This window comes from Pseudomonas sp. ADAK13, from assembly GCF_012935715.1.
In the GTDB taxonomy this organism is placed as follows: domain Bacteria; phylum Pseudomonadota; class Gammaproteobacteria; order Pseudomonadales; family Pseudomonadaceae; genus Aquipseudomonas.
In genome coordinates this window covers 4,512,688-4,533,616 of sequence record NZ_CP052860.1, presented here as the reverse complement: position 1 = coordinate 4,533,616, position 20,929 = coordinate 4,512,688, and the positions used below count along the sequence as shown (strand labels likewise).

Annotated in this window: 17 protein-coding genes, 1 tRNA gene and 1 pseudogene; 3 read left to right on the top strand and 16 right to left on the bottom strand. The window is 60.8% G+C overall.

Going from position 1 to position 20,929, the window contains the following annotated elements:
• Positions 1–420: 420 nt before the first annotated feature.
• Genes HKK54_RS21045 through HKK54_RS21015 form a run of 7 tightly spaced genes read right to left on the bottom strand, consistent with a single transcriptional unit; the run spans position 421 to position 9,386 of the window.
• Positions 421–1,821: an LLM class flavin-dependent oxidoreductase gene (locus HKK54_RS21045; protein ID WP_178120990.1), complete on the bottom strand. Its 1,401-nt coding sequence runs from the start codon at positions 1,819–1,821 to the stop codon at positions 421–423.
• 36 nt (positions 1,822–1,857) lie between these two features.
• Complete coding sequence (locus HKK54_RS21040) at positions 1,858–3,516, bottom strand: dipeptide ABC transporter ATP-binding protein (protein WP_169387680.1); 1,659 nt, start codon at positions 3,514–3,516, stop codon at positions 1,858–1,860.
• Positions 3,513–4,376, bottom strand: coding sequence for an ABC transporter permease (locus tag HKK54_RS21035; protein ID WP_169387679.1), 864 nt, complete (start codon positions 4,374–4,376; stop codon positions 3,513–3,515). The genes HKK54_RS21040 and HKK54_RS21035 overlap by 4 nt, the downstream gene beginning before the upstream one ends.
• A gap of 15 nt (positions 4,377–4,391) precedes the next feature.
• Entirely contained in the window at positions 4,392–5,444 is a 1,053-nt protein-coding gene (locus HKK54_RS21030; protein ID WP_169387678.1) for an NADP(H)-dependent aldo-keto reductase, read from the bottom strand.
• 32 nt (positions 5,445–5,476) lie between these two features.
• Entirely contained in the window at positions 5,477–6,730 is a 1,254-nt protein-coding gene (locus tag HKK54_RS21025; RefSeq protein WP_169387677.1) for an acyl-CoA dehydrogenase family protein, read from the bottom strand.
• A 23-nt stretch (positions 6,731–6,753) separates the two neighbouring features.
• Positions 6,754–7,686 (bottom strand): ABC transporter permease, encoded by a 933-nt coding sequence (locus HKK54_RS21020; protein ID WP_169387676.1) that lies wholly within the window; start codon positions 7,684–7,686, stop codon positions 6,754–6,756.
• Complete coding sequence (locus HKK54_RS21015) at positions 7,683–9,386, bottom strand: ABC transporter substrate-binding protein (RefSeq protein ID WP_169387675.1); 1,704 nt, start codon at positions 9,384–9,386, stop codon at positions 7,683–7,685. The genes HKK54_RS21020 and HKK54_RS21015 overlap by 4 nt, the downstream gene beginning before the upstream one ends.
• A gap of 433 nt (positions 9,387–9,819) precedes the next feature.
• On the opposite strand from HKK54_RS21015, the gene HKK54_RS21010 reads away from it, so the two are divergent.
• From HKK54_RS21010 to HKK54_RS21000, 3 genes and pseudogenes are all read left to right on the top strand, one after another.
• Positions 9,820–11,970, top strand: coding sequence for a TonB-dependent receptor family protein (locus tag HKK54_RS21010; RefSeq protein ID WP_169387674.1), 2,151 nt, complete (start codon positions 9,820–9,822; stop codon positions 11,968–11,970).
• Between the two features lie 157 nt (positions 11,971–12,127).
• Positions 12,128–12,361: pseudogene (locus HKK54_RS21005) on the top strand (glucose 1-dehydrogenase); the annotation flags it as partial.
• A gap of 28 nt (positions 12,362–12,389) precedes the next feature.
• Positions 12,390–13,223 (top strand): CmcJ/NvfI family oxidoreductase, encoded by an 834-nt coding sequence (locus HKK54_RS21000; protein ID WP_169387673.1) that lies wholly within the window; start codon positions 12,390–12,392, stop codon positions 13,221–13,223.
• A 67-nt stretch (positions 13,224–13,290) separates the two neighbouring features.
• Here the strand turns inward: HKK54_RS21000 and HKK54_RS20995 are convergent.
• The 9 genes from HKK54_RS20995 to thrS form a co-directional block, all read right to left on the bottom strand.
• Positions 13,291–13,367, bottom strand: a tRNA-Pro gene (locus HKK54_RS20995).
• Between the two features lie 90 nt (positions 13,368–13,457).
• Entirely contained in the window at positions 13,458–13,814 is a 357-nt protein-coding gene (locus HKK54_RS20990; RefSeq protein ID WP_003219935.1) for a MerR family transcriptional regulator, read from the bottom strand.
• The gene (ihfA, locus tag HKK54_RS20985) at positions 13,795–14,097 is read right to left on the bottom strand and encodes an integration host factor subunit alpha (protein WP_002553164.1); all 303 of its coding nucleotides are present in this window, start codon (positions 14,095–14,097) and stop codon (positions 13,795–13,797) included. Before ihfA ends, HKK54_RS20990 begins: the two co-directional genes overlap by 20 nt.
• 3 nt (positions 14,098–14,100) lie before the next feature.
• Positions 14,101–16,479: a phenylalanine--tRNA ligase subunit beta gene (pheT, locus tag HKK54_RS20980; protein ID WP_169387672.1), complete on the bottom strand. Its 2,379-nt coding sequence runs from the start codon at positions 16,477–16,479 to the stop codon at positions 14,101–14,103.
• 26 nt (positions 16,480–16,505) lie between these two features.
• Positions 16,506–17,522 (bottom strand): phenylalanine--tRNA ligase subunit alpha, encoded by a 1,017-nt coding sequence (pheS, locus tag HKK54_RS20975; protein ID WP_003219939.1) that lies wholly within the window; start codon positions 17,520–17,522, stop codon positions 16,506–16,508.
• Between the two features lie 109 nt (positions 17,523–17,631).
• A complete protein-coding gene (rplT, locus tag HKK54_RS20970; RefSeq protein ID WP_002553161.1) occupies positions 17,632–17,988 on the bottom strand; it encodes a 50S ribosomal protein L20 in 357 nt (118 codons plus the stop codon).
• Positions 17,989–18,016: 28 nt separating this feature from the next.
• Positions 18,017–18,211, bottom strand: coding sequence for a 50S ribosomal protein L35 (gene rpmI / locus HKK54_RS20965; RefSeq protein WP_002553160.1), 195 nt, complete (start codon positions 18,209–18,211; stop codon positions 18,017–18,019).
• Positions 18,212–18,271: 60 nt separating this feature from the next.
• Complete coding sequence (gene infC / locus HKK54_RS20960) at positions 18,272–18,823, bottom strand: translation initiation factor IF-3 (RefSeq protein ID WP_169875357.1); 552 nt, start codon at positions 18,821–18,823, stop codon at positions 18,272–18,274.
• Positions 18,823–20,745, bottom strand: a complete 1,923-nt coding sequence (gene thrS / locus HKK54_RS20955) for a threonine--tRNA ligase (RefSeq protein WP_010175631.1) — start codon at positions 20,743–20,745, stop codon at positions 18,823–18,825. Before thrS ends, infC begins: the two co-directional genes overlap by 1 nt.
• Positions 20,746–20,929: the final 184 nt, after the last annotated feature.

Sequence of the window (20,929 nt, the reverse complement as noted above, 5' to 3'; positions counted from 1 at the left end):
CCGAGGTGTCTGCATCGCAGGCAAGCCAGCTCCCACAGAAAAGCAGAGCTGCATCAGTTTCAGATTTGGCTTTCGCTTTGGCTTTTGCTCTGGCTTCTACCACTCAAGCCGGCCTGTAGGCCGCTGTGCTCTTGCTTTTGATCTTGATCTGGCTCTGACTGCCCCAATAAGCCCGAGGCCGAACGCAGGGGGTGCGGAGCGGGTAAACCGGCAGGACGCCGGTTTAGCCGCGCTGGGCCAAGGATGGCCCATCGCGGCGGCCCGCGGAGCATCGCCGGAGTGAGGGAACACCGAGCCTAGGCGAGGTGCCGACAGGCGGGGCAGAGCGTTTTGGTTACTTTGCCGCTTTTGCAAAGTGACTCGCTGTAAGAGCGAAACCCTAAGTAGCCGTTGCCTAAATAACGGATATGTACTCTCAACTCACGACGAAAACCGCAACGGCAACGCCGGCTGAAGCAACGCCGCCGGATCCCGATAACGCGCGCCAAAATGGTCCCCAGGCAACCGCGCCTGCCCAGCCCCGAACAACCGCTCCCGCAACGTCTCGCCCTCGTTATACCGCTCACGAAACCGCCCACGACGACGCAACTCCGGCACCACCAATTCAATGAAATCCCGCGCTGTCTCAAACGACAAATACTGCCTCAGGTTAATCCCGTCGATCCCATCCTCATCCAGCCATTTCTCAATCGCATCCGCCACCACCGTCGGTGTACCCGCCACAAAAAACCGCTCGCGATTAAAACCACCAAGCTGCGCCAATACCGCCCCAACAGTGGAGTCCGCTTTGTACCGACTCAAACTCTCCCACCCCTTGACCTGCCGACTCACCAGATCACTGATCAAGGTATCCCGTGGATACGCCGTCAAGTCTATCGCCGACTGCCCATGAGCCAGCGACGCCTCGACACTCACCAGCTTGCGATAACTGTCGAGCTTGGCACTGACTTCCTCATCGGTCCGCCCCACGATCACCCCGGCCATGACGATAAACTTCAACCCCGCCGGATCGCGATCATGCTCCACCGCCTTCTGCCGCATGGCCTGGATATTCGCACGCACCTCCGGCGCATCACTTCCACCGGTGAACACCACTTCAGCATGCCGCCCGGCAAACTCGATGCCGGCAGGCGACCCGGTGGCCTGGAACAGCACCGGCGTACGCTGCCGCGAAGGCTGGCACAGGTGCGGCCCGGCAACCTTGAAGTGTTCGCCGACGTGGTTGATGTAGCGCACCTTATCCGGGTCGGTGTAGATCCGGCGCTCGCGGTCAACGATCACGGCGTCGTCGTCCCACGAGCCTTCCCAGAGTTTGTAGAGCACGTCGAGGTATTCGTCGGCGATCTCGTAGCGGTGATCGTGGACCACCTCGGTGTCGTGGCCGAAGTTGCGCGCGGCGTTCGGCAAGTACGAGGTAACGATGTTCCAGCCCACCCGGCCTTTGGTCAGGTGATCGAGGGTGCTCATGCGCCGCGCAAAGGCGAACGGCGGTTCGTAGGTGGTGGAAAAGGTCGCGCCAAAACCAAGATTCTTGGTCACCCCGGCCATCGCCGGAATCACCAGCAGCGGGTCGTTGCTGGGGATCTGCATGCCTTCACGCAGCGAGGTTTCGGGGCCGTCGCGAAAGCGGTCGTAGGTGCCGATCACGTCGGCCAGGAACACACCGTCAAAGGTGCCGTACTCCAGCAATTGCGCAAGCTCGGTCCAGTAGTCCAGGTCGTTGAAGCGGTGCCGGTTGTTGTCCGGGTGCACCCACAAACCATGGACGATGTGACTGACGCAGTTCATCTCAAACAAATTCACGTGCAGCTGCTTGGGCACCAGGAACACTCCTCTGTAGATACTGTTTCCAATACGTCAGATCGCTACGTTCAGGTAGAACGGGATCGGCGTGTCGTCGGTTTCAAGGATCGGAATCGCGTCGATCAGCGCGCGGGTATAGGCATGGGCCGGGCGGTCGAACACCGCGCGCACCGAGCCGGACTCCACCACTTCGCCGGCCTTCATCACCAGCACGCGCTCGCTGACGTGGTTGATCACGCCAAGGTCATGGGAGATGAACAGGCAAGCCAGGCCGAGGCGGCGCTTGAGGTCGTCAAGCAACTCCAGGATCTGTGCCTGTACCGACACGTCCAGCGCCGACACCGGCTCATCGCAGATCAGGACCTGTGGCTCGGAAGCCAACGCCCGGGCAATCGCGATGCGCTGTCGCTGGCCACCGGAAAGTTCGATGGGGCGGCGGGACAAGGCGCTGGCATCGAGGCGCACCAGTTCCAGCAGTTCCAGCGCGCGGTCGCGCCGTGCGTGACGCGGTACGCCGGCCACCACCAGCGCTTCGAACAACACACGCTGCACGGTGTAGCGCGGGTCGAAGGAGCTGAGAGGGTCCTGGAACACTACCTGGACCGCACGCCGGGCTTCGCTTTTTTGCCGGGCGTCGAGGTCGGACCAGCGCTGGCCCTTGATCCATACCTCGCCGGCATCGGCGGTTTCCAGGCCGAGTATCAGGCGGGTCAAGGTGGTCTTGCCGCAGCCCGATTCGCCCACCACGCCGAGTGTCTCGCCGCGACGCAGTTGCAGCGACACCTGGTTCAGCACCGTGCGGGTTTTACCGTCGGGGCCGACAAAAGTCTTGGATAGCTCGCGGGCTTCCAGCAGCACTTCGCCCTGGGGCGCAGGCTCGGGTTCAACCGCTGTGAGCAGCCGGCGGGTGGGTTGGAAGTGCACCGCCTTGGCCGCCCGCAACAGCAATTGGGTATACGGATGACGCGGGTCTTGCAGGACCTGTTCGGTGCTGCCCTCCTCCACGATCACCCCGTGGCGCATCACGGCCACGCGGTCGGCCAGGCGCGAGACCACCGACAGGTCATGGCTGACCATCAGCAGTGCGTTGTCTTCACCGCGCAGGCTTTCCAGCAGCGCGATGACCTGGGCCTGCACCGTGGCGTCCAGGGCCGTGGTGGGCTCATCGGCAATGATCAGCCGTGGGTTGCAGGCAATGGCCGAGGCGATCAGCGCGCGCTGGCGCAAGCCACCGGAGAGTTGCCACGGGTATTGGCTGGCGCGCAGTTCCGGTTCCGGCACGCCGACATCCCGCAGCAGCTCCAGCACCCGCAGGCGGCGCGCTTCCAGGCCCAATGACGTGTGCAGGTGCAACGGTTCTTCAATCTCGGCGCCCACACGGCGCAGTGGGTCAAGCGCGCCCAGTGCGTCCTGCATCACAAAGCCGATGCTCGCGCCGCGCAGTTGCTGCCAGGCCCGTTCATTGAGCTGGCGCAGGTCGACGCCCTGGAAGGCCAGCTTGGCGGCCTGGACGCGAGCCTCCTTGCCCGTGAGGCCGGCCAGGGTGCGGGCGGTGACGCTTTTGCCGGAGCCCGATTCGCCCACCAACGCCAGGCATTCGCCACGGTTCAACTGCAGGCTGACACCGTGCAATACCGGTTCGGCCTGACCGAAACGTACGGTCAGGTCGCGGATGTCGACCAGCGGGCCGAGGGTATGGATATTCATCGTCATAGAGGCTTTCCTTCGCTGCGGCGCAACAGTTCGCGGCCGATGGCACTGATGGAGACAACGGTCAGGGTGATGATCAGGGCCGGCCAGGCCACCAGCCACGGCGCGTTGGCCAGGAAGCTGCGCCCGATGGCCATCATCCCGCCCCACTCCGGCGCGGGCGGCGGTGCGCCAAAGCCGAGAAAACTCAAGGCGGCACCGGCGGTGATCGCACCGCCGATGCCGATGGTGGCGAGGATCAGCACCGGTTTGAACGCATTCGGCAGGATGTGCCGCAGCACCACGGCCAGCTGCGATTGACCGAGGGTGACGGCGGATTCGACGTAGCCGGCGTTGCGCACCGTGAGGGTTTGCGCCCGCACCAGCCGCGCATACCGCGGCACGCCGGCGATGCCCACGGCAAGGATCAGATTGGCCGTGCCCTGGCCGAAAAACGTGATGATCACCAGCGCCAGCAACAGGTCGGGAAACGACAGCAGTACATCAATCCCGCGCATCAAGGCGCCGTCCAGCCAGCGCGGGCCAAGGCCGGCGATCAACCCGAGCAAGGTGCCCCAGGCCAGCCCCAGCGCAGTGGCGGCCAGGCCCATGAACAGCGACGAGCGCACGCCATAAATCAGCCGGCTGAGCACGTCACGCCCATTCTCATCGGTGCCCAGCCAATGCACGTTGCCCGGTGCCTGGAACGCCAGGCGCGCCGAGGCATCCAGCGGGTCATACGGGGCCAGCCACTGTGGAAAAACAGCGGCCAGCAGCAACAGCCCGACAAATACCCCGGCGAGCAACAGCCCGGGCCGCAGTTGGGTAAACCCGGCAAGACGCAACGGGTGACTGCGGCTCAACGTTTCAATGCTTTGCGTCATGCCAGGCTCCTCGTTCTAGGGCGCGGGGTTGGGAATGCGCTGGTGGATGGCCTGGACCTGCGCCTTGATCTCGTCGCTGAGGCTCACGTCCAGCGCGCCGAGGTTGTCGCGCAATTGCGCCAGGCTGGTTTGCCCGGTGAGCGCGCTGGTGACGAAGGGTTTGTCGATGATGAACGCCAGCGCCAACTGGGCCGGTGTCAGGCCGTGTTGCCGGGCAATCTCCACGTAGCCGGTGATGGCCTCCTGGGCCGAGGCGCTGTCATAGCGATTGAAGGTGCGGTACACCGCCGACAACCGCGAGCCCTCGGGACGTGCGCCGCCCAGGTACTTGCCGGTGAGCGCACCGAAGGCCAGTGGCGAGTACGCCAGCAGGCCGACGCCTTCACGGTGGCTGAACTCCGAGAGCCCGCCTTCGTACAGGCGATTAAGCAGGCTGTAGGGGTTTTGCACGCTGGCAATGCGCGGCAGGCCAAGGCGTTCGCTTTGCTTGAGAAACTCGGCGACGCCCCACGGGGTTTCGTTGGACACACCGATGTGACGCACCTTGCCGGCCTTGACCTGATCGGCCAGCACCGCCAGGGTTTCTTCGATGGCGACGGTCTGGGTGTCTGCCTGATACGGGTATTCGCGCTGGCCGAAGATATTGGTGGTGCGGTCAGGCCAGTGCAGTTGGTAGAGGTCGAGGTAGTCGGTGTTGAGGCGTTTGAGGCTGCCGTCCAGGGCTTCGACGATGTTGCGCCGGTCGTGATGGCTGAGGCCGTCGCGGATGTGCTGCTGGCTGCTGGGGTCACGGGCCGGGCCGGCGATTTTGCTTGCCAGGATCACCTCGTCGCGTCGACCGCTGGCCGCCAGCCAACTGCCGATATAGCGCTCGGTGGTGCGCCAGGTTTCGGCCTTGGTCGGCGTGGGGTACATCTCGGCGGTGTCGATGAAGTTGATGCCTTCGGCCAGCGCCAAATCAATCTGCTGATGGGCATCGGTCTCGGTGTTCTGGTGGCCCCAGGTCATGGTGCCCAGGCCCAGCACGCTGACTTGAAGGTCGCTGTTGCCCAGTTGGCGGTAACGCATGGGTGATCCTTTTGTAGTGAAGGGTTGAAGGCTCATACCGCACTCGCTTCGTCGCGGGCGGCCTGCTGCTCGGCGTCGGCGGCTTGCAGGCCGCGCCACGCGGCGTTGGGGGTGACGTCGTTGAGGTAGTAATTGCCCAGGGCCCGTTCGCGAAAAATCGCCGGGTTGTGGGAGGCCAGCGTGCGGGCGTTGCGCCAGTGGCGGTCGAAGCGCCGCGACTCGCTGGTGGCGGATGCGCCGCCGACCTCGAACAGCAGCGTGGTGGCTTCCAGTACTTGTTCCAGCACGATCTGTTGCGCCTGATACGCACGGATCTCGGCCTCGGTGTAATGCTGTTCGTTGGCGTAGCCGCCCTGCTCTGCTTCGTGCGCCTCCTGCAGCACCTCGGCGACGGCCAGCACCTGGGTGCGGGCGGCATAGGCCAGGCTCGACAGGCGACCGATCACCCGCTGCACCAGCGGATCGTCCTTGGGGCTCGATTGCCCCGGCACGCCAAACGCGCGGGTGCGGCCTTTGACGAATTCGGTGGCGTCACGCAGCACCGCATTCGCGATGCCGGCCAGGGTCGCCAGGTGGAACAGCTGGTAGAACGCGCTCAGGTAGGACTCGGCGCGTAGCTCGTCTTTCTTGAAGCGCCGCACGATGTGCCGGGCCGGTACGTCGACCGCCTTGAAGCGGGTGGTGCCGCTGCCGGTGAGGCGCTGGCCAAAGCCGTCCCAGTCGTCCTCGACAGTGACGCCTGGCGCATCGGTACGCACCGCGAGGCTGACAAAATCCTCGCCATCCAGGGCGACGGCGGCGATCCAGTTGGCGTACAGCGTGCCGGTGCAGTAGTACTTCTCGCCGTCCAGTTGCCAGCCGGAATCGACCGCGCTGAGGGTTACCGAGTTGCGGGTGGTGTCGGTGCGCTCCGCCATGGCGGCGCCCCACAGTTCGCCGTCGACGACTTTGGCGAACCAGTACGCCTGGGACTCGCTGTCGCGGCTGGACAGCCGGCCTTCTACAAAACCGAAATGCGCGCGCACGATCTGCGGCAGGTTTGAATCGGCCTCGCCCAGTTCAATCAACAGGCGAAACAACTGCGGCAGGCTGGCACCCAGGCCGCCCTGGGCCTGCGGCACGCGCAGCGCACCAAAGCCGGCCTCCCGCAGCCACGCCACCGCATCGTGGGCCAGCTCGCGCTGCTGCTCGCGGGCGACGGCGGTATCGGCTATCCGTGCAAATACGTCGGCGAAACGCTGGTGCAAGTCGGCATAACTCACTTCAACGGGGATCGAAGCACTCATGGTTTTTCCTTCTTCAAAGGCACTCACGCTTGATTAGCCCGGGGGTCAATCCAGCGGTTGATCAAATCGACGGCCAGGTTCACCAGCACGTACACCGTGGCCGCGAGCAGGGTCACGCCCAACACCATCGGCACGTCTTTGTTGCTGGTGGCGTCGAGCATCAGGCGCCCGATGCCCTGGCGCGCAAACAGCAATTCCACCACCACCGCGCCGCCCAGCAGGCTGGCGAACACGAACCCCGCCAGCGTCACCAACGGCACCAGCGCATGGCGCAAGGCATGGCGCAGGCGCACGGCGGTTTCGGACAGGCCACGCGCACGGGCCATGGCGATAAAGGGTTGTTCGAGGGTGTCTTCCAGGGACTGGCGCAGCAGCTGGGTCAGCACCGCCGCCACCGGCAAGGCCAGCGCGACGGAGGGCAGGATCAACGAACGCCAGCCCACTGAGCCGGACGGCGGCAACCAGTGCCAATGAAACGAAAACACCAGCAACAGCAGCATGCCGATCACAAACGAAGGCGCCGACGACAGCACCAGCTCGCCGCCTGAAACAACCGAGCGAACCCAGCGCGAACGATTGGCAGTGAGGATCGCGCACACCAGCGCCAACACCACCGCCAGCAACGCGGCGCTCAGGGACAGTTGAATGGTTGCGCCGATCTGTTCGGCAATCGCCTGCTGCACCGGGATACGCAGGCGGTAGGATTCACCCAGGTCGCCGTGGGCCAGGCGCAGCAGATAATTGCCGTATTGCACGATCAAGGGTTGGTCCAGGCCATACTCGGCCCGCACCCGCGCCAACAGCTCCGGCGTGGGCATCGCATCCGGGCCGCCGAGGATCGCCAGCGCGGTGTCACCGCCACTGAAGTTGACGGCGAGGAAGGTCAGCGTCGCCGCGCCCCAGAGCACGCCAATGCCCGCCAGCAGGCGCCAGGCGATGGATTTGAACAGGCTCATGGTTGCCCCCGGTCCAGCCAGATGCTGGTGAAGAACGGTACGTTGTGGGAGGTGTCGAAAATCACGCCCTGGACTTGTCGGCCATAGGCGGTGAGCACCTGGGCTTCCACCGACGGCACCGACGGCACGGTTTCGGTCAGGCGCTTTTGTGCTTCGCCATAGAGCGCCTGCAACTCAACCGGATCGCGGGATTGGCGAGCGGCGCTGAGCACGCGATCCAGTTCGGCATCACGGAAGCGTCCAACGTTCTGGCCGATCCTTTTATCGGTGCTGATGGACTCGCTGTGATAAAGCACGAACATGCCGTCGGGTGTGTTGGTGTGCCAGTAACCGTCCGCCATCGCCTGGAACTTCCCGGCATAGCGCCTCTCGATCACCCGGGTCAGCGGCAGCATCTCGACGGTCATCTCAAAGCCGACTTTTTTCAGGTCGGCCTGGATGGCCACCGATACGCTGCCGGGAAAGGCCGGGCTGCTATAGGCCAACAAAGTCGCCTTCAGGCGCTGCCCGGCCTTGGTCCGATAGCCCTGGGCGTCGCGCCCTGTCCAGCCGGCGTCGTCGAGCAAGGTATTGGCCGCCTTGACGTCGTAGGCCAGGGCCTCTTTGTTGGGTTGATAAAACCGGGTATTCGCCGCCAGGAAATCGGCTTTGGCGATGTATTCGCCGAAGCCGGAAATCCACGCCAATCCTTCGCGGTCGACGGCTTTGGCCACGGCGCGACGTACTCGCACATCGTCGAATGGCGCCTGCTCAACGTTGAACACGATGCCACGGCTCGGGTTGCCCTTGCGAATCCGACTGCGCATCACCAGATCGGGGTTGGCGCGGATGGCGGCAGCATTCTGGGCCGGTGCATCGAGGGCGAAATCCGACTGGCCGGACTCAAGCGCCGTGAAGCGGATCATGGCTTCAGGGACGTAGCTCAACTCGATACGGTCCAGGTATGCCTCACCCGTGTGACGGGTCACCGGCGGCGCCCAGTTGTAGCCGGGGCGCTTGGTGAACACTGCACCCTGGTCACGGGTATAGCTCTGCAACAGGAACGGGCCGCTGCCGATGGGATGCTCGGCGATGGTCTTCGGCGCTTCGCGAATCTGCCTGGGGGAGATCATGCTCAGCCAGGACTGCGCCAGTACGTCGAGGAAAGGCGTATAGGGTTCGCGCAAATGGGCTTCGAAGGTGTAGTCGTCGATGACCTTGCCATCCAGGTACGGCGCGATATAGGCCGCTGCCAGTGGGGACTTGGTCGCTGGATCGCGCATGTGTTCCAGGTTGGTTTGCAGCGCCTGGGCGTTGAATTTCTCGCCGTCGCTGAAGGTCACGTCGTCGCGCAGGTGAAAGGTGTAGGTCTTGCCGTCGTCGGAGATGTCCCAGGAGCGGGCCAGCCATGGGCTGATGTTGCCCTGCTCGTCCTGGTACACCAGGCAATCGAAGAGAATCCGGCCCATCCACTGGATGTTGCCGTTAGACAGTGCGTGAACATCGAAACTGCCGGCGTCGGAGGCGGCTGAGACTCGCAAAGTTCCGCCGTAGCGGCCCGGTGACGTCTCATGAAAGTCTGTCGCCGAATAAGTCACTACACCGTTGGTGATCGTGCCATCGGCCGCAGAAATTTCATGTTTCGGTGCCGCAGCCGGTGAGCAGGCATTGATCGCCAGGGACAGTGAAATAACCGCCGAAAGTTTCAGGATGGTTGTCAATGACGCTTCCTTAGAGGAACTCGATGAACACTGAAAGTTTGCAATTACGGGATGTAATGCAGTGAGCATGCCAGTCTTCAAGAAACGCCATATTGACCACAAAACCAGCGCAAAACCCTTGTAAAACGGGGCGAACACTACCAAACACTTATATGGTTATACCCGTTATACATCCCGGAATTGTTGGTAGCCTTACACACTGCTTATCAACTGTTGCGTTCGCGACAGTTGCAGTAATCCCGGCCATCAAAGTTGACTGTTGAGAATCAAACACCGATTCAAAACAAAGTATCTCGCAGAACACTTAACCTGAACTAAGCGCCCGTAATCCTTGGCCAATAGTCTTGGCATAGAAACTGCTCAGAGCGAAACAGGCATGACTATTCGAATAGAAAGCTGGGGCTCATTTATCTATTCACAAGGAACACGCTTAATGGATCCAATCTTTCGGGGAGAGTTGCAAAAGTTGACACTTGCCGTGCGGCAAGCAACTTGGCTGGCGATGGTCGGGCTGGGCTCAGCCCTGGTTTTTTCCGCCAGTGTGCAGGCAGATGACGAGGTCACACCGACGACCGGAACACGGCTAAAGACGGTGACAGTAGAGGCACAAAAAATCACGCCCGTTGAGGCAGCCAAAAGTCAGTTGTCCGAAGTGCCAGGCGGCACCAGCGTGGTCGACAGCGAACAGGTGGCCAAGGGACGAACCGCCACCTTGCAGGACACCCTCGCCTATCAGCCGGGTGTGTTCGTGCAGTCCACCGGCGGCAACGACGCGGCCAAGATTTCCATTCGTGGATCTGGGGCCAACACCTCGCCGGGGTATTTCCGTGAGGGCATCAAGTTCCTGTTCGACGGCTTGCCGATCACCGGCCCAGGCGGCACACCTTACGAATTCCTCAACGGTTCGGGGGTGAACTACACCGAAATCCTGCGGGGTGCCAACGCCTTCCAATACGGCGCGCTGAGCCTTGGCGGCGCCATCAATTTCGTCAACCAGACCGGCTACACCGCACCCGGGCTGCGGGTGCGGGCGGAAACCGGGAGCTACGGCTACAACAAGCAAAGCCTGAGCGTCGGCGGCGTCGAGGGTGCGTTCGATTACTACCTGAATGCCGACAACTACCGCAGCGACGGCTACCGCGACTACAGCCTGTCGAAGAGCCAGGGCGTGGTGGCCAACTTTGGCTACCGCTTCAGCCCGCAACTCGAAACCCGGGTGATGCTGCGTTACCGCGACGAGTTCCACAACGACCCGAGCGCCACCACCCTGGATGCGGTCAAGCACCACTCCGACCGCGCCAGTGCCACCGCCGAAAGCAGCGGCGCCGGCAGCCGTCGCCCCGGCAGCGTATGGCTGGGCAGCAAGACCACCTACACCTTTGAGGACGACGCCACCCTGTCGGTGGGTTTCGTCTACTACCAGTACGCCCACAACAACAGCCCGAACAGCCCGAGCAACCCCAGCTACTGGGACTGGCATGACCTGAGCGCGGTGATCAACTACGACCGGCGCGACACCCTGTTCGGCCACGAAAGCCGCTCCAGCCTGGCCTTCACCTCCACCGAACACCTCAAGGGCCAGGTCGACTCCACCTTCGCCAACAAACAGACGCGCAAGTTCGTCGACTACAGCTCCTCGTTCGATCATGTGTTCTCCCTGGGCAACGACCTGGAACTGGTGGACGGCCTGTGGCTGACCAGCGGCGTATCGGCGATCAACGTGCGCCGCCACGCCGATGTCAAGGACGCCCTGGTGGCCAACACCACCACTTACCCGAGCGACGTGACCTACGACAACTGGAGCCTGGCCCCGCGACTGGGCGTGCGTTACGAGTTCACCCCGCAACTGCAAGTGTTCGCCAACGTCAGCCGCTCGGTCGATCCACCGGCGTCGTGGGAATACTCCGGCTCCGGGCCGACCACGCCGTACGTGAGGCCGCTGGTGGAGCAGAAAGCCAATACCGTTGAAATTGGGATCAAGGGTTCATCAGGCATCTTCGACGGCAGCCTGGCGCTCTACCGTTCGTGGGTGAAAAATGAATTGCTCAACGTGCAGATCATCCCGGCCACCTCCACTGCCGCGGCGATCACCGGTGCCTTCAACGCGACACCGACGATCCACCAAGGCATCGAGGCCGGCTTGAATACGCGCCTGTGGGAAAACACCTCGGGTGAAAAGGTCACCTTGCGCCAGGTGTACACCTACAACGACTTCTACTACCGGCACGACCCGACCTTCGGCGACAACCAGTTGCCGGGGATTCCGAAGCATATCTACCAGGGCGAGCTGCAGTATCAGCACCCGGCGGGCTTCTATACCGGGGTGAACGTGCAATCGGCCTCGCGTACGGCGGTGGACTATGCCAACAGCTTCTATGCGCCCTCCTACACCATCTTCGGGGCGAATGTGGGGTATGAAACGCCGAGCAAAGACTGGAAGGTGTCGCTGGATGTGAAGAACCTGACCAATCAGAAATACGTGACGGCGGTGCAACCGCTGTATGACGCGAAGGGCCAGGATACGGCGTCGTTGTATCCGGGGGATGGGATTGGGGCGTATGTGGCGGTGGAAATGCGCTATTGAGTCAGCGCATAACCTTAGCTGTCGATGTTCTTATTCCTCGCGCCCGCCGATGGGTAAATTGTTAGCCACGTATCTCATTGAGGAAGTGGCTAATGTCTGAGTCTCGATCCGAGCCGGTGGTCTGGATTGCCGGTGTGGGTGCTGTGGCGGGCCTGGGAGCGGCGCTCGCAAGTTCGGCCCGCAAAACGTGCACGTCGCCCACGTGGTCATCGACGGCGCCATCGACGGTGAGCGCGTGCAAAGCCGGGCCCCGGATTACCTGGCGCGACTGGGGGAAGACGGCGCACTGAAACTCGACGACATCGCCGACGCCTATTGGTACCTGCACACCCAACCGCGCAGCGCCTGGACCCAGGAGCTGGACCTGCGGCCCTTCAAGGAACCCTTCTGAAAACCGCCTCACGCCTGGAGGATTGTTCATGGGAACGCATCAGACTCATCTCGCCCCGCCATCGGTTATCGGTGAACTCAACTACCTGCTGGATACCGGTGAGCGGCCGGTGAACTACACCTTCCCGCAGCCAGACGGCAGCCCCAAGCGCAGCGGCGTGCTGGACCCGACTCAAGTTAGCATCCACAACGCCCGGCTGCTCGACGAACCGGCCCATCTTGATCTTCAGGGCTTCGAGAAGATCGACCACACCAGTGGCGTGCTGAACCTGGAAAACGAGGACCAGGTTCGCGAGCATTACCATCCGGAAACCGAAGCCTTGCTCAAGCAACAGACAGGTGCGGTCAAGGTGGTGATCTTCGACCACACCATCCGGGTGGACGAGCACGGACGCGAGGATCGTGGGCTGCGTGAGCCGGTGCGTTACGTGCACAACGACCAGACCGAGCGCTCGGCGATTCGCCGGGTACGTGATCATCTGCCTGCGGATGAGGCGGAACAGCGACTGCTGAAACGGTTTGCGATTATTAACGTTTGGCGGCCGATTGGTGCACCGGTCCTGAGTACCCCACTCGCCTTGTGCGATGCGCGAAGCATGGCCGAGAGCGACTTGCTGCCCAGCGACCTGGTGTACCGGGACAAGGTTGGCGAGACTTTTTCGGTCAAGGCCAACCCGGCGCATCGCTGGTATTACTACCCGCAGCTGCGGCCGGATGAGGTGTTGTTGCTGAAGATTCATGACTCGCGTGGCGATGTTGCCAGGCGCAGCGCACATACCGCGTTTGATGACCCGACTACGCCGGTGGATGCGCCATCCAGGAGGAGTATTGAAGTGCGGGCGTTGGTGTTTTTTGGGGAGTGAGGGATGCTTGGGTTTATCTTCATGCATGAAAAAGCCCAACCTTTCAGGTTGGGCTTGATCAGAAATATGGTCGGGACGGAGTGATTCGAACACTCGACCCCTAGCACCCCATGCTAGTGCGCTACCGGACTGCGCTACGCCCCGACTAGGCGTGTTACTGGGTTCGCTTCGCAACGAAGCGATCAGGAATATACCGCAAGCTTTTGAAATGTGGAAGTATTTTAAAAGCCGGAATTACTTCTTCAAAACCACCAGCACATCTTCGAGTTCGGAGATCATCTGGCGGATCATTTGCTTGTATTGGGTGGTGTCGTCTTTGGCTTCATCACCGGACATACGCTGACGCGCGCCGCTGATGGTGAACCCCTGGTCGTAAAGCAACGCACGGATCTGTCGGATCATCAGCACATCCTGGCGCTGATAATACCGACGGTTCCCGGTGCGTTTGACGGGGTTGAGTTGAGGAAACTCCTGCTCCCAATAGCGCAGCACGTGCGGCTTTACCGCACAGAGCTCGCTGACTTCACCAATGGTGAAGTAGCGTTTGCCTGGGATGACGGGCAGTTCGTCGTTATGACTTGGTTCCAGCATAAGCCTCAACTCGGGCCTTCAACTTCTGCCCTGGACGAAAGGTGACCACACGGCGAGCCGTGATCGGGATTTCTTCTCCCGTTTTTGGATTGCGGCCAGGCCGCTGGCGTTTGTCCCGCAGGTCAAAATTGCCGAAACCGGACAATTTGACCTGTTCGTTGTCTTCAAGAGCGTGCCTGATTTCTTCAAAGAACAGCTCGACCAATTCCTTGGCCTCGCGCTTGTTCAGGCCCAGCTCTTCATACAGACGTTCCGCCATCTCAGCTTTCGTCAAAGCCCCCATACGTCACTTCCTTAACGTGGCGTTCAACCTTTGTTCGAGCGAGGTGAGGATATTTTGCGTCGTCGTATTCACCTCATCGTCATTAAGAGTGCGCGATGGATGCTGCCAGGTCAAGCCAACTGCAAGGCTTTTTCTATGCGGATCAATGCCTTTACCCTGATAAACGTCAAATAGCCTGAGGTCTGTCAGCCATTCCCCTGCATTTTCACGGATTACGTCCAGAACAGCACTGGCCGCAACACCCTGATCGGCAATCAGCGCCAGATCACGTCGTACTTCAGGGAAACGCGACAACTCGCTGAATTTAGGCATTTTGCCCGAAGCGACTTCAGCCAAGACTAGCTCAAAAACGAAGACTGGACGGTCCAGTCCCAAAGTTTTCGACAGTTCAGGGTGAATCGCGCCAACAAAGCCCACCAGGCGACCTTCACGTTCGATACGCGCGGTCTGGCCCGGGTGCAACGCAGGGTGTTTGCCCGGGGTGAAAGTGAAGGCATCCAGCGCACCGGCAAAGCCCAGCACCGCTTCCACATCGGCCTTGACGTCGAAGAAGTCGACGGTGTCGCGACCTTGTGCCCAGCCTTCCGGCAAACGGCTGCCGCAGACAACGCCAGCCAGCATCGGCTCTTGCTTCAGGCCATCCAGCTGACCAACAAAACGCAGGCCGCTTTCGAACATACGCACGCGGTCTTGCTGACGGTTCAGGTTATGGGACAGCGCTTTCACCAGGCCCGGCCACAGCGACGAGCGCATGGCGGCCATGTCGTTGGAGATCGGGTTAGCCAACAACAGCGGCTCGACACCTGGGTTGAACAGTTCGAACTGCTTTGGATCGATGAAGCTGTAGGTCACCGCTTCCTGATAACCACGGGCAACCAGCAGGCGGCGCAGTTCCGGCAGGTGTGCACGGGCTTCGGCTTTCGGCTGCGGCGCCAGGCGCGCTTGCGGGTAACGAACCGGCAGGCGGTTGTAGCCGTACAGGCGGGCCAGCTCTTCGATCAGGTCGACTTCCAGGCTGATATCGAAGCGATGGCTTGGCACTTCTACGTGCCACTGCCCTGCTTCACCTGCAGAGATGCCGAGGCCGAGTGCTGACAGCAGGCGCTCGATTTCAACCGGGTCGATCACCAGGCCAAGCATTTGCTCAACGGCTTTGGCACGCAGGACGATTGGCGCAACCGACGGCAGGTGCTGCTCGCTGACGGTTTCGATGATCGGGCCGGCTTCGCCGCCAGTGATTTCCAGCAGCAGGCCAGTGGCGCGCTCCATGGCTTCACGGGCCAATTGCCAGTCCACGCCACGCTCGTAGCGGTGTGAGGCGTCGGTGTGCAGGCCGTAGGAACGGGCCTTGCCAGCGATGGCGATCTGATCGAAGAAGGCGCTTTCGAGGAAAATGTCGCGGGTGGTTGCGGACACGCCGCTGTGCTCGCCACCCATCACGCCGGCAATCGCCAGGGCGCGGGAATGGTCAGCAATCACCAGGGTGTCGGCGCGCAGGCTGACTTCCTGGCCGTCGAGCAGCACCAGCTTCTCGCCTTCCTCGGCCATGCGCACGCGGATGCCGCCATTGATTTCGGCGAGATCGAATGCGTGCAGCGGTTGGCCCAGCTCCAGCATCACGTAGTTGGTGATGTCGACGGCAGCATCAATGCTGCGCACTTCGGAGCGACGCAGACGCTCAACCATCCACAGCGGGGTTGGCTTCGACAGGTCGACATTACGGATCACACGACCCAGATAACGTGGGCAGGCGTTGGGTGCCAGCACTTCGATGGAACGTACTTCGTCGTGCACGGCAGGTACCGCTGCAACCACCGGGCGGGTCACGGCTGCGGCGTACAGGGCGCCGACTTCACGCGCCAGGCCAGCCAGGGACAGGCAGTCGCCGCGGTTCGGGGTCAGGTCGACCTCGATGCTGGCGTCTTCCAGCTCCAGGTAGACACGGATGTCCTGGCCCACTGGCGCGTCGGCCGGCAGCTCCATCAGGCCATCATTGCCTTCACCGACCTGCAGCTCTGCCTGGGAACACAGCATGCCGTTGGATTCAACGCCACGCAGCTTGGCCTTCTTGATCTTGAAGTCGCCCGGCAGCTCGGCACCGATCATGGCGAACGGGATTTTCAGGCCCGGGCGCACGTTGGGCGCTCCGCACACGACCTGGAACGTTTCCGCGCCATTGCTGACCTGGCATACACGCAATTTGTCGGCGTCCGGGTGCTGCTCGGTGCTCAGCACCTCGCCCACTACCACGCCACTGAAAACACCGGCGGCCGGCGTAACGCTATCGACCTCAAGGCCGGCCATCGACAGACGGGCAACCAGCTCGTCGCGACTTACCTGCGGGCTTACCCAGCCACGCAGCCATTGTTCACTGAATTTCATCCTGCTCTCCTAAAGATCCGTTACGACTAGCGAAATTGCGCGAGGAACCGCAAGTCGTTGTCGAAGAACAGACGCAAGTCGTTCACGCCGTAACGCAGCATGGCCAGACGCTCAACGCCCATGCCGAAGGCAAAGCCCGAGAATTCTTCCGGGTCGATCCCGGACATGCGCAGCACGTTGGGGTGAACCATGCCGCAACCCATCACTTCCAGCCAGCCAGTCTGTTTGCAGACGCGGCAGCCTTTACCGCTGCACATCACGCATTCCATGTCGACTTCAGCGGAAGGCTCGGTGAACGGGAAGAACGAGGGACGGAAACGCACCGCCAGCTCTTTCTCGAAGAACACCCGCAGGAACTCTTCGATGGTGCCTTTGAGGTCGGCGAAGTTGATGTCGCGATCAACCAGCAGGCCTTCGACCTGGTGGAACATCGGCGAGTGGGTGATATCGGAGTCGCTGCGGTACACACGGCCTGGGCAGACGATGCGGATCGGCGGCTTCTGCGATTCCATGGTGCGGACCTGTACCGGCGAGGTATGGGTGCGCAGCAGCATGTTCGCATTGAAATAGAAGGTGTCATGCATCGACCGGGCCGGGTGATGGCCTGGGATGTTGAGCGCCTCGAAGTTGTGATAGTCGTCTTCGACCTCAGGGCCTTCGGCAATGCCGTAGCCGATGTGGGTGAAGAACTGCTCGATACGTTCCAGAGTCCGGGTAATCGGATGCAGGCCGCCCGAGGTCTGGCCACGGCCAGGCAGGGTCACGTCAATGGACTCGGCAGCGAGCTTGGCCGCAAGATCGGCCTCCTCGAGCGACGCCTTGCGCGCATTGAGAACCTCTGTAACACGCTCCTTGGCCACGTTGATCAGCGCGCCGACTTGCGGACGCTCTTCAGCCGGCAAATTCCCCAGGGTCTTCATCACCTGAGTCAATTCACCCTTTTTGCCAAGGTAGTGAACCCGGATTTGCTCCAGGGCATTGATATCTTCTGCGCTTTGCACAGCCTCTAGTGCTTGAGAGACCAGCGCATCCAGGTTTTCCATGTACAGACTCCAGATACAAAATAGGGGAAGAGCTTGAAGGCTCTTCCCCTATTTAAGACGTTTAACACCTTGGGCCACGAAAGCGGCCCAGGGTGACTGTCGGGGGTACTTAAGCCAAGGTGGCTTTAGCTTTCTCGACAATCGCAGCAAACGCCGCTTTTTCGTTCACTGCCAGATCAGCCAGAACCTTACGGTCGATCTCGATGGACGCTTTTTTCAGGCCAGCGATGAAACGGCTGTAGGACAGACCGTTAACACGTGCACCAGCGTTGATACGGGCGATCCACAGAGCGCGGAACTGACGTTTTTTCTGACGACGGTCACGGTAGGCGTATTGGCCAGCCTTGATTACCGCTTGCTTGGCAACACGGAATACGCGTGAACGCGCGCCGTAGTAGCCTTTAGCAAGTTTCAGAATTTTTTTGTGACGTTTACGGGCAATGACGCCACGCTTTACACGAGCCATGAGTTACTTCCTCTATTCTTGACTAAAATTAACGAAGGCGCAGCATGCGCTCGACTTTTGCCACGTCAGACGGATGCAGCAAGCTGCTACCGCGCAGTTGACGCTTACGCTTGGTCGACATTTTAGTCAGGATGTGGCTCTTGAAAGCGTGCTTGTGCTTGATACCGTTAGCAGTTTTCAGAAACCGCTTAGCAGCACCACTTTTAGTTTTCATTTTTGGCATGTTCGGATACTCCGCATTCAGTTGATAAACATAATCAGAAGGCCTGCCGTGCCCTATTGATTACTTCTTCTTTTTCGGGGCGATGACCATGATCAGCTGGCGTCCTTCCATCTTAGGATGCTGTTCGACCGAACCGTACTCGAGCAGGTCAGCTTCAACCCGCTTGAGGAGTTCCATCCCCAGCTCCTGGTGGGCCATCTCACGGCCGCGGAATCGCAAGGATACCTTGGCCCTGTCCCCATCACTCAGGAAACGTACCAGGTTGCGCAGTTTTACCTGGTAATCCCCTTCCTCCGTCCCTGGACGAAACTTGATTTCTTTTACTTGAATCTGCTTCTGGTTCTTCTTCGCCGCGGCAATCTGCTTCTTCTTTTCGAAGATCGACTTGCCGTAGTCCATCACCCGGCAAACGGGCGGGATTGCATCGGCGGAGATTTCCACCAGGTCCAATTTGGACTCTTCAGCAATACGAAGCGCTTCATCAATCGAGACGATGCCAATCTGCTCGCCGTCAGCGCCAATTAACCGAACCTCGCGTGCCGAGATATTCTCGTTGATCGGGGCTTTCGGTGCAGCTCGTTTATCTTGTCTCATTTCACGCTTAATAATAATTACTCCGAATCTGGGCGACCACGCCGGGAAACCGCTTGCGCGAGGAACTCAGCGAACTGGGCGACGGGCATCGAGCCCAGGTCAGCACCTTCACGAGTACGCACAGCGACAGTCTGCATCTCGACTTCCCGATCTCCGATAACCAAAAGATAGGGAACCTTGAGCAAAGTATGCTCGCGGATTTTAAAGCCGATCTTTTCATTTCTCAAGTCGGACTTGGCACGAAACCCGCTTTCATTGAGAGTTTTTTCAACTTCAGCGGCAAAATCTGCCTGTTTATCAGTGATATTCATGATCACTGCCTGGGTCGGAGCCAGCCACGCAGGGAATGCACCCTCGTAGTGCTCGATCAGGATCCCGACGAACCGTTCGAACGAGCCGAGGATCGCCCGGTGCAGCATAACCGGGTGTTTACGGCTGTTGTCTTCGGAGACGTATTCGGCTCCCAAACGGATCGGCAGGTTAAAATCGAGCTGCAGGGTACCACACTGCCAGACACGTCCAAGGCAATCTTTCAGCGAGAACTCGATCTTCGGACCGTAGAACGCGCCCTCGCCCGGCTGCAGGTCGTACGCAAGCCCCGCACTGTCGAGCGCTGCAGCCAGTGCCGACTCGGCGCGATCCCACAGCTCGTCGGAACCGACGCGTTTTTCCGGACGAGTGGACAGCTTCATTTCGACTTCGGTGAAGCCGAAATCGCGGTACACGTCCATGGTCAGCTTGATGAACGCAGCGGATTCAGCCTGCATCTGCTCTTCGGTGCAGAAGATGTGGGCGTCATCCTGAGTGAAGCCACGCACACGCATGATGCCGTGCAGTGCACCCGACGGCTCGTTACGGTGGCAGGCACCGAACTCGGCCAGACGCATCGGCAACTCGCGGTAGCTCTTCAGGCCCTGGTTGAACACCTGTACGTGGCACGGGCAGTTCATCGGCTTGATGGCGTAGTCGCGGTTTTCCGACTGGGTGGTGAACATGTTGTCGGCGTAGTTGGCCCAGTGCCCGGATTTCTCCCACAGGCTGCGGTCAACGACTTGCGGCGTCTTGATTTCCAGGTAGCCGTTGTCGCGCTGAACCTTGCGCATGTACTGCTCGAGCACCTGGTACAGGGTCCAGCCGTTCGGGTGCCAGAACACCATGCCCGGCGCTTCTTCCTGGAGATGGAACAGGTTCAGGCGCTTGCCGATCTTGCGGTGGTCGCGTTTTTCGGCTTCTTCGATACGCTGGATGTAGGCCGCCAGCTGCTTCTTGTCAGCCCAGGCAGTGCCGTAGATCCGCTGCAGTTGTTCATTCTTAGCGTCACCGCGCCAGTAGGCACCCGACAGCTTGGTCAGCTTGAACGACTTCAGGAAGCGCGTGTTCGGCACGTGCGGGCCACGGCACATGTCGACGTATTCTTCGTGGTAATACAGGCCCATGGCCTGCTCGTCCGGCATGTCTTCCACCAGACGCAGCTTGTAGTCTTCGCCGCGGGCAGTGAACACGTCGATCACTTCGGCACGCGGAGTGACTTTCTTGATGACGTCGTAATCTTTCTCGATCAGCGCGTGCATGCGCTGCTCGATGGCCGCCAGGTCGTCCGGAGTGAAAGGACGCTCGTAGGCGATGTCGTAATAGAAGCCTTCGTCGATGACCGGGCCGATAACCATCTTCGCGGTGGGGTACAGCTGCTTGACCGCGTGGCCAATCAGGTGCGCGCAAGAGTGGCGAATGATCTCCAGCCCCTCTTGATCCTTGGGCGTAATGATTTGCAGACTGGCATCGCCGGTGATCAGATCGCTGGCGTCCACCAGCTTGCCGTCGACTTTACCGGCCACGGTGGCCTTGGCCAGGCCGGCACCAATGGATGCGGCGACCTCGGCTACGGAAACCGAATGATCGAATGAACGTTGACTGCCGTCGGGAAGAGTAATAGTTGGCATGGCGCCTCCTCTCCTAGTGGTGACCCCTACCAAAGGTCACGTGGGTTGGGATGAGCCAGTACAAGATCCAATACCAGGCCGTTCAGTGATGAACGCCTGCCTTACAGCGGCAGGAGCCTTTCGGCCAACCGATAATCGAACCAGAGTGACTGGAGTTAAACAAAAAAGACCTTGGCAAGGCGGC

Bases quoted from the DNA above. Each gene is read 5' to 3' on its own strand.
- HKK54_RS21040 (WP_169387680.1), bottom strand. From the start codon at position 3,516: ATGACGATGAATATCCATACCCTCGGCCCGCTGGTCGACATCCGCGAC.
- HKK54_RS21035 (WP_169387679.1), bottom strand. From the start codon at position 4,376: ATGACGCAAAGCATTGAAACGTTGAGCCGCAGTCACCCGTTGCGTCTT.
- HKK54_RS21030 (WP_169387678.1), bottom strand. From the start codon at position 5,444: ATGCGTTACCGCCAACTGGGCAACAGCGACCTTCAAGTCAGCGTGCTG.
- HKK54_RS21025 (WP_169387677.1), bottom strand. From the start codon at position 6,730: ATGAGTGCTTCGATCCCCGTTGAAGTGAGTTATGCCGACTTGCACCAG.
- HKK54_RS21020 (WP_169387676.1), bottom strand. From the start codon at position 7,686: ATGAGCCTGTTCAAATCCATCGCCTGGCGCCTGCTGGCGGGCATTGGC.
- HKK54_RS21010 (WP_169387674.1), top strand. From the start codon at position 9,820: ATGGATCCAATCTTTCGGGGAGAGTTGCAAAAGTTGACACTTGCCGTG.
- HKK54_RS21000 (WP_169387673.1), top strand. From the start codon at position 12,390: ATGGGAACGCATCAGACTCATCTCGCCCCGCCATCGGTTATCGGTGAA.
- HKK54_RS20990 (WP_003219935.1), bottom strand. From the start codon at position 13,814: ATGCTGGAACCAAGTCATAACGACGAACTGCCCGTCATCCCAGGCAAA.
- ihfA (WP_002553164.1), bottom strand. From the start codon at position 14,097: ATGGGGGCTTTGACGAAAGCTGAGATGGCGGAACGTCTGTATGAAGAG.
- pheT (WP_169387672.1), bottom strand. From the start codon at position 16,479: ATGAAATTCAGTGAACAATGGCTGCGTGGCTGGGTAAGCCCGCAGGTA.
- pheS (WP_003219939.1), bottom strand. From the start codon at position 17,522: ATGGAAAACCTGGATGCGCTGGTCTCTCAAGCACTAGAGGCTGTGCAA.
- rplT (WP_002553161.1), bottom strand. From the start codon at position 17,988: ATGGCTCGTGTAAAGCGTGGCGTCATTGCCCGTAAACGTCACAAAAAA.
- rpmI (WP_002553160.1), bottom strand. From the start codon at position 18,211: ATGCCAAAAATGAAAACTAAAAGTGGTGCTGCTAAGCGGTTTCTGAAA.
- thrS (WP_010175631.1), bottom strand. From the start codon at position 20,745: ATGCCAACTATTACTCTTCCCGACGGCAGTCAACGTTCATTCGATCAT.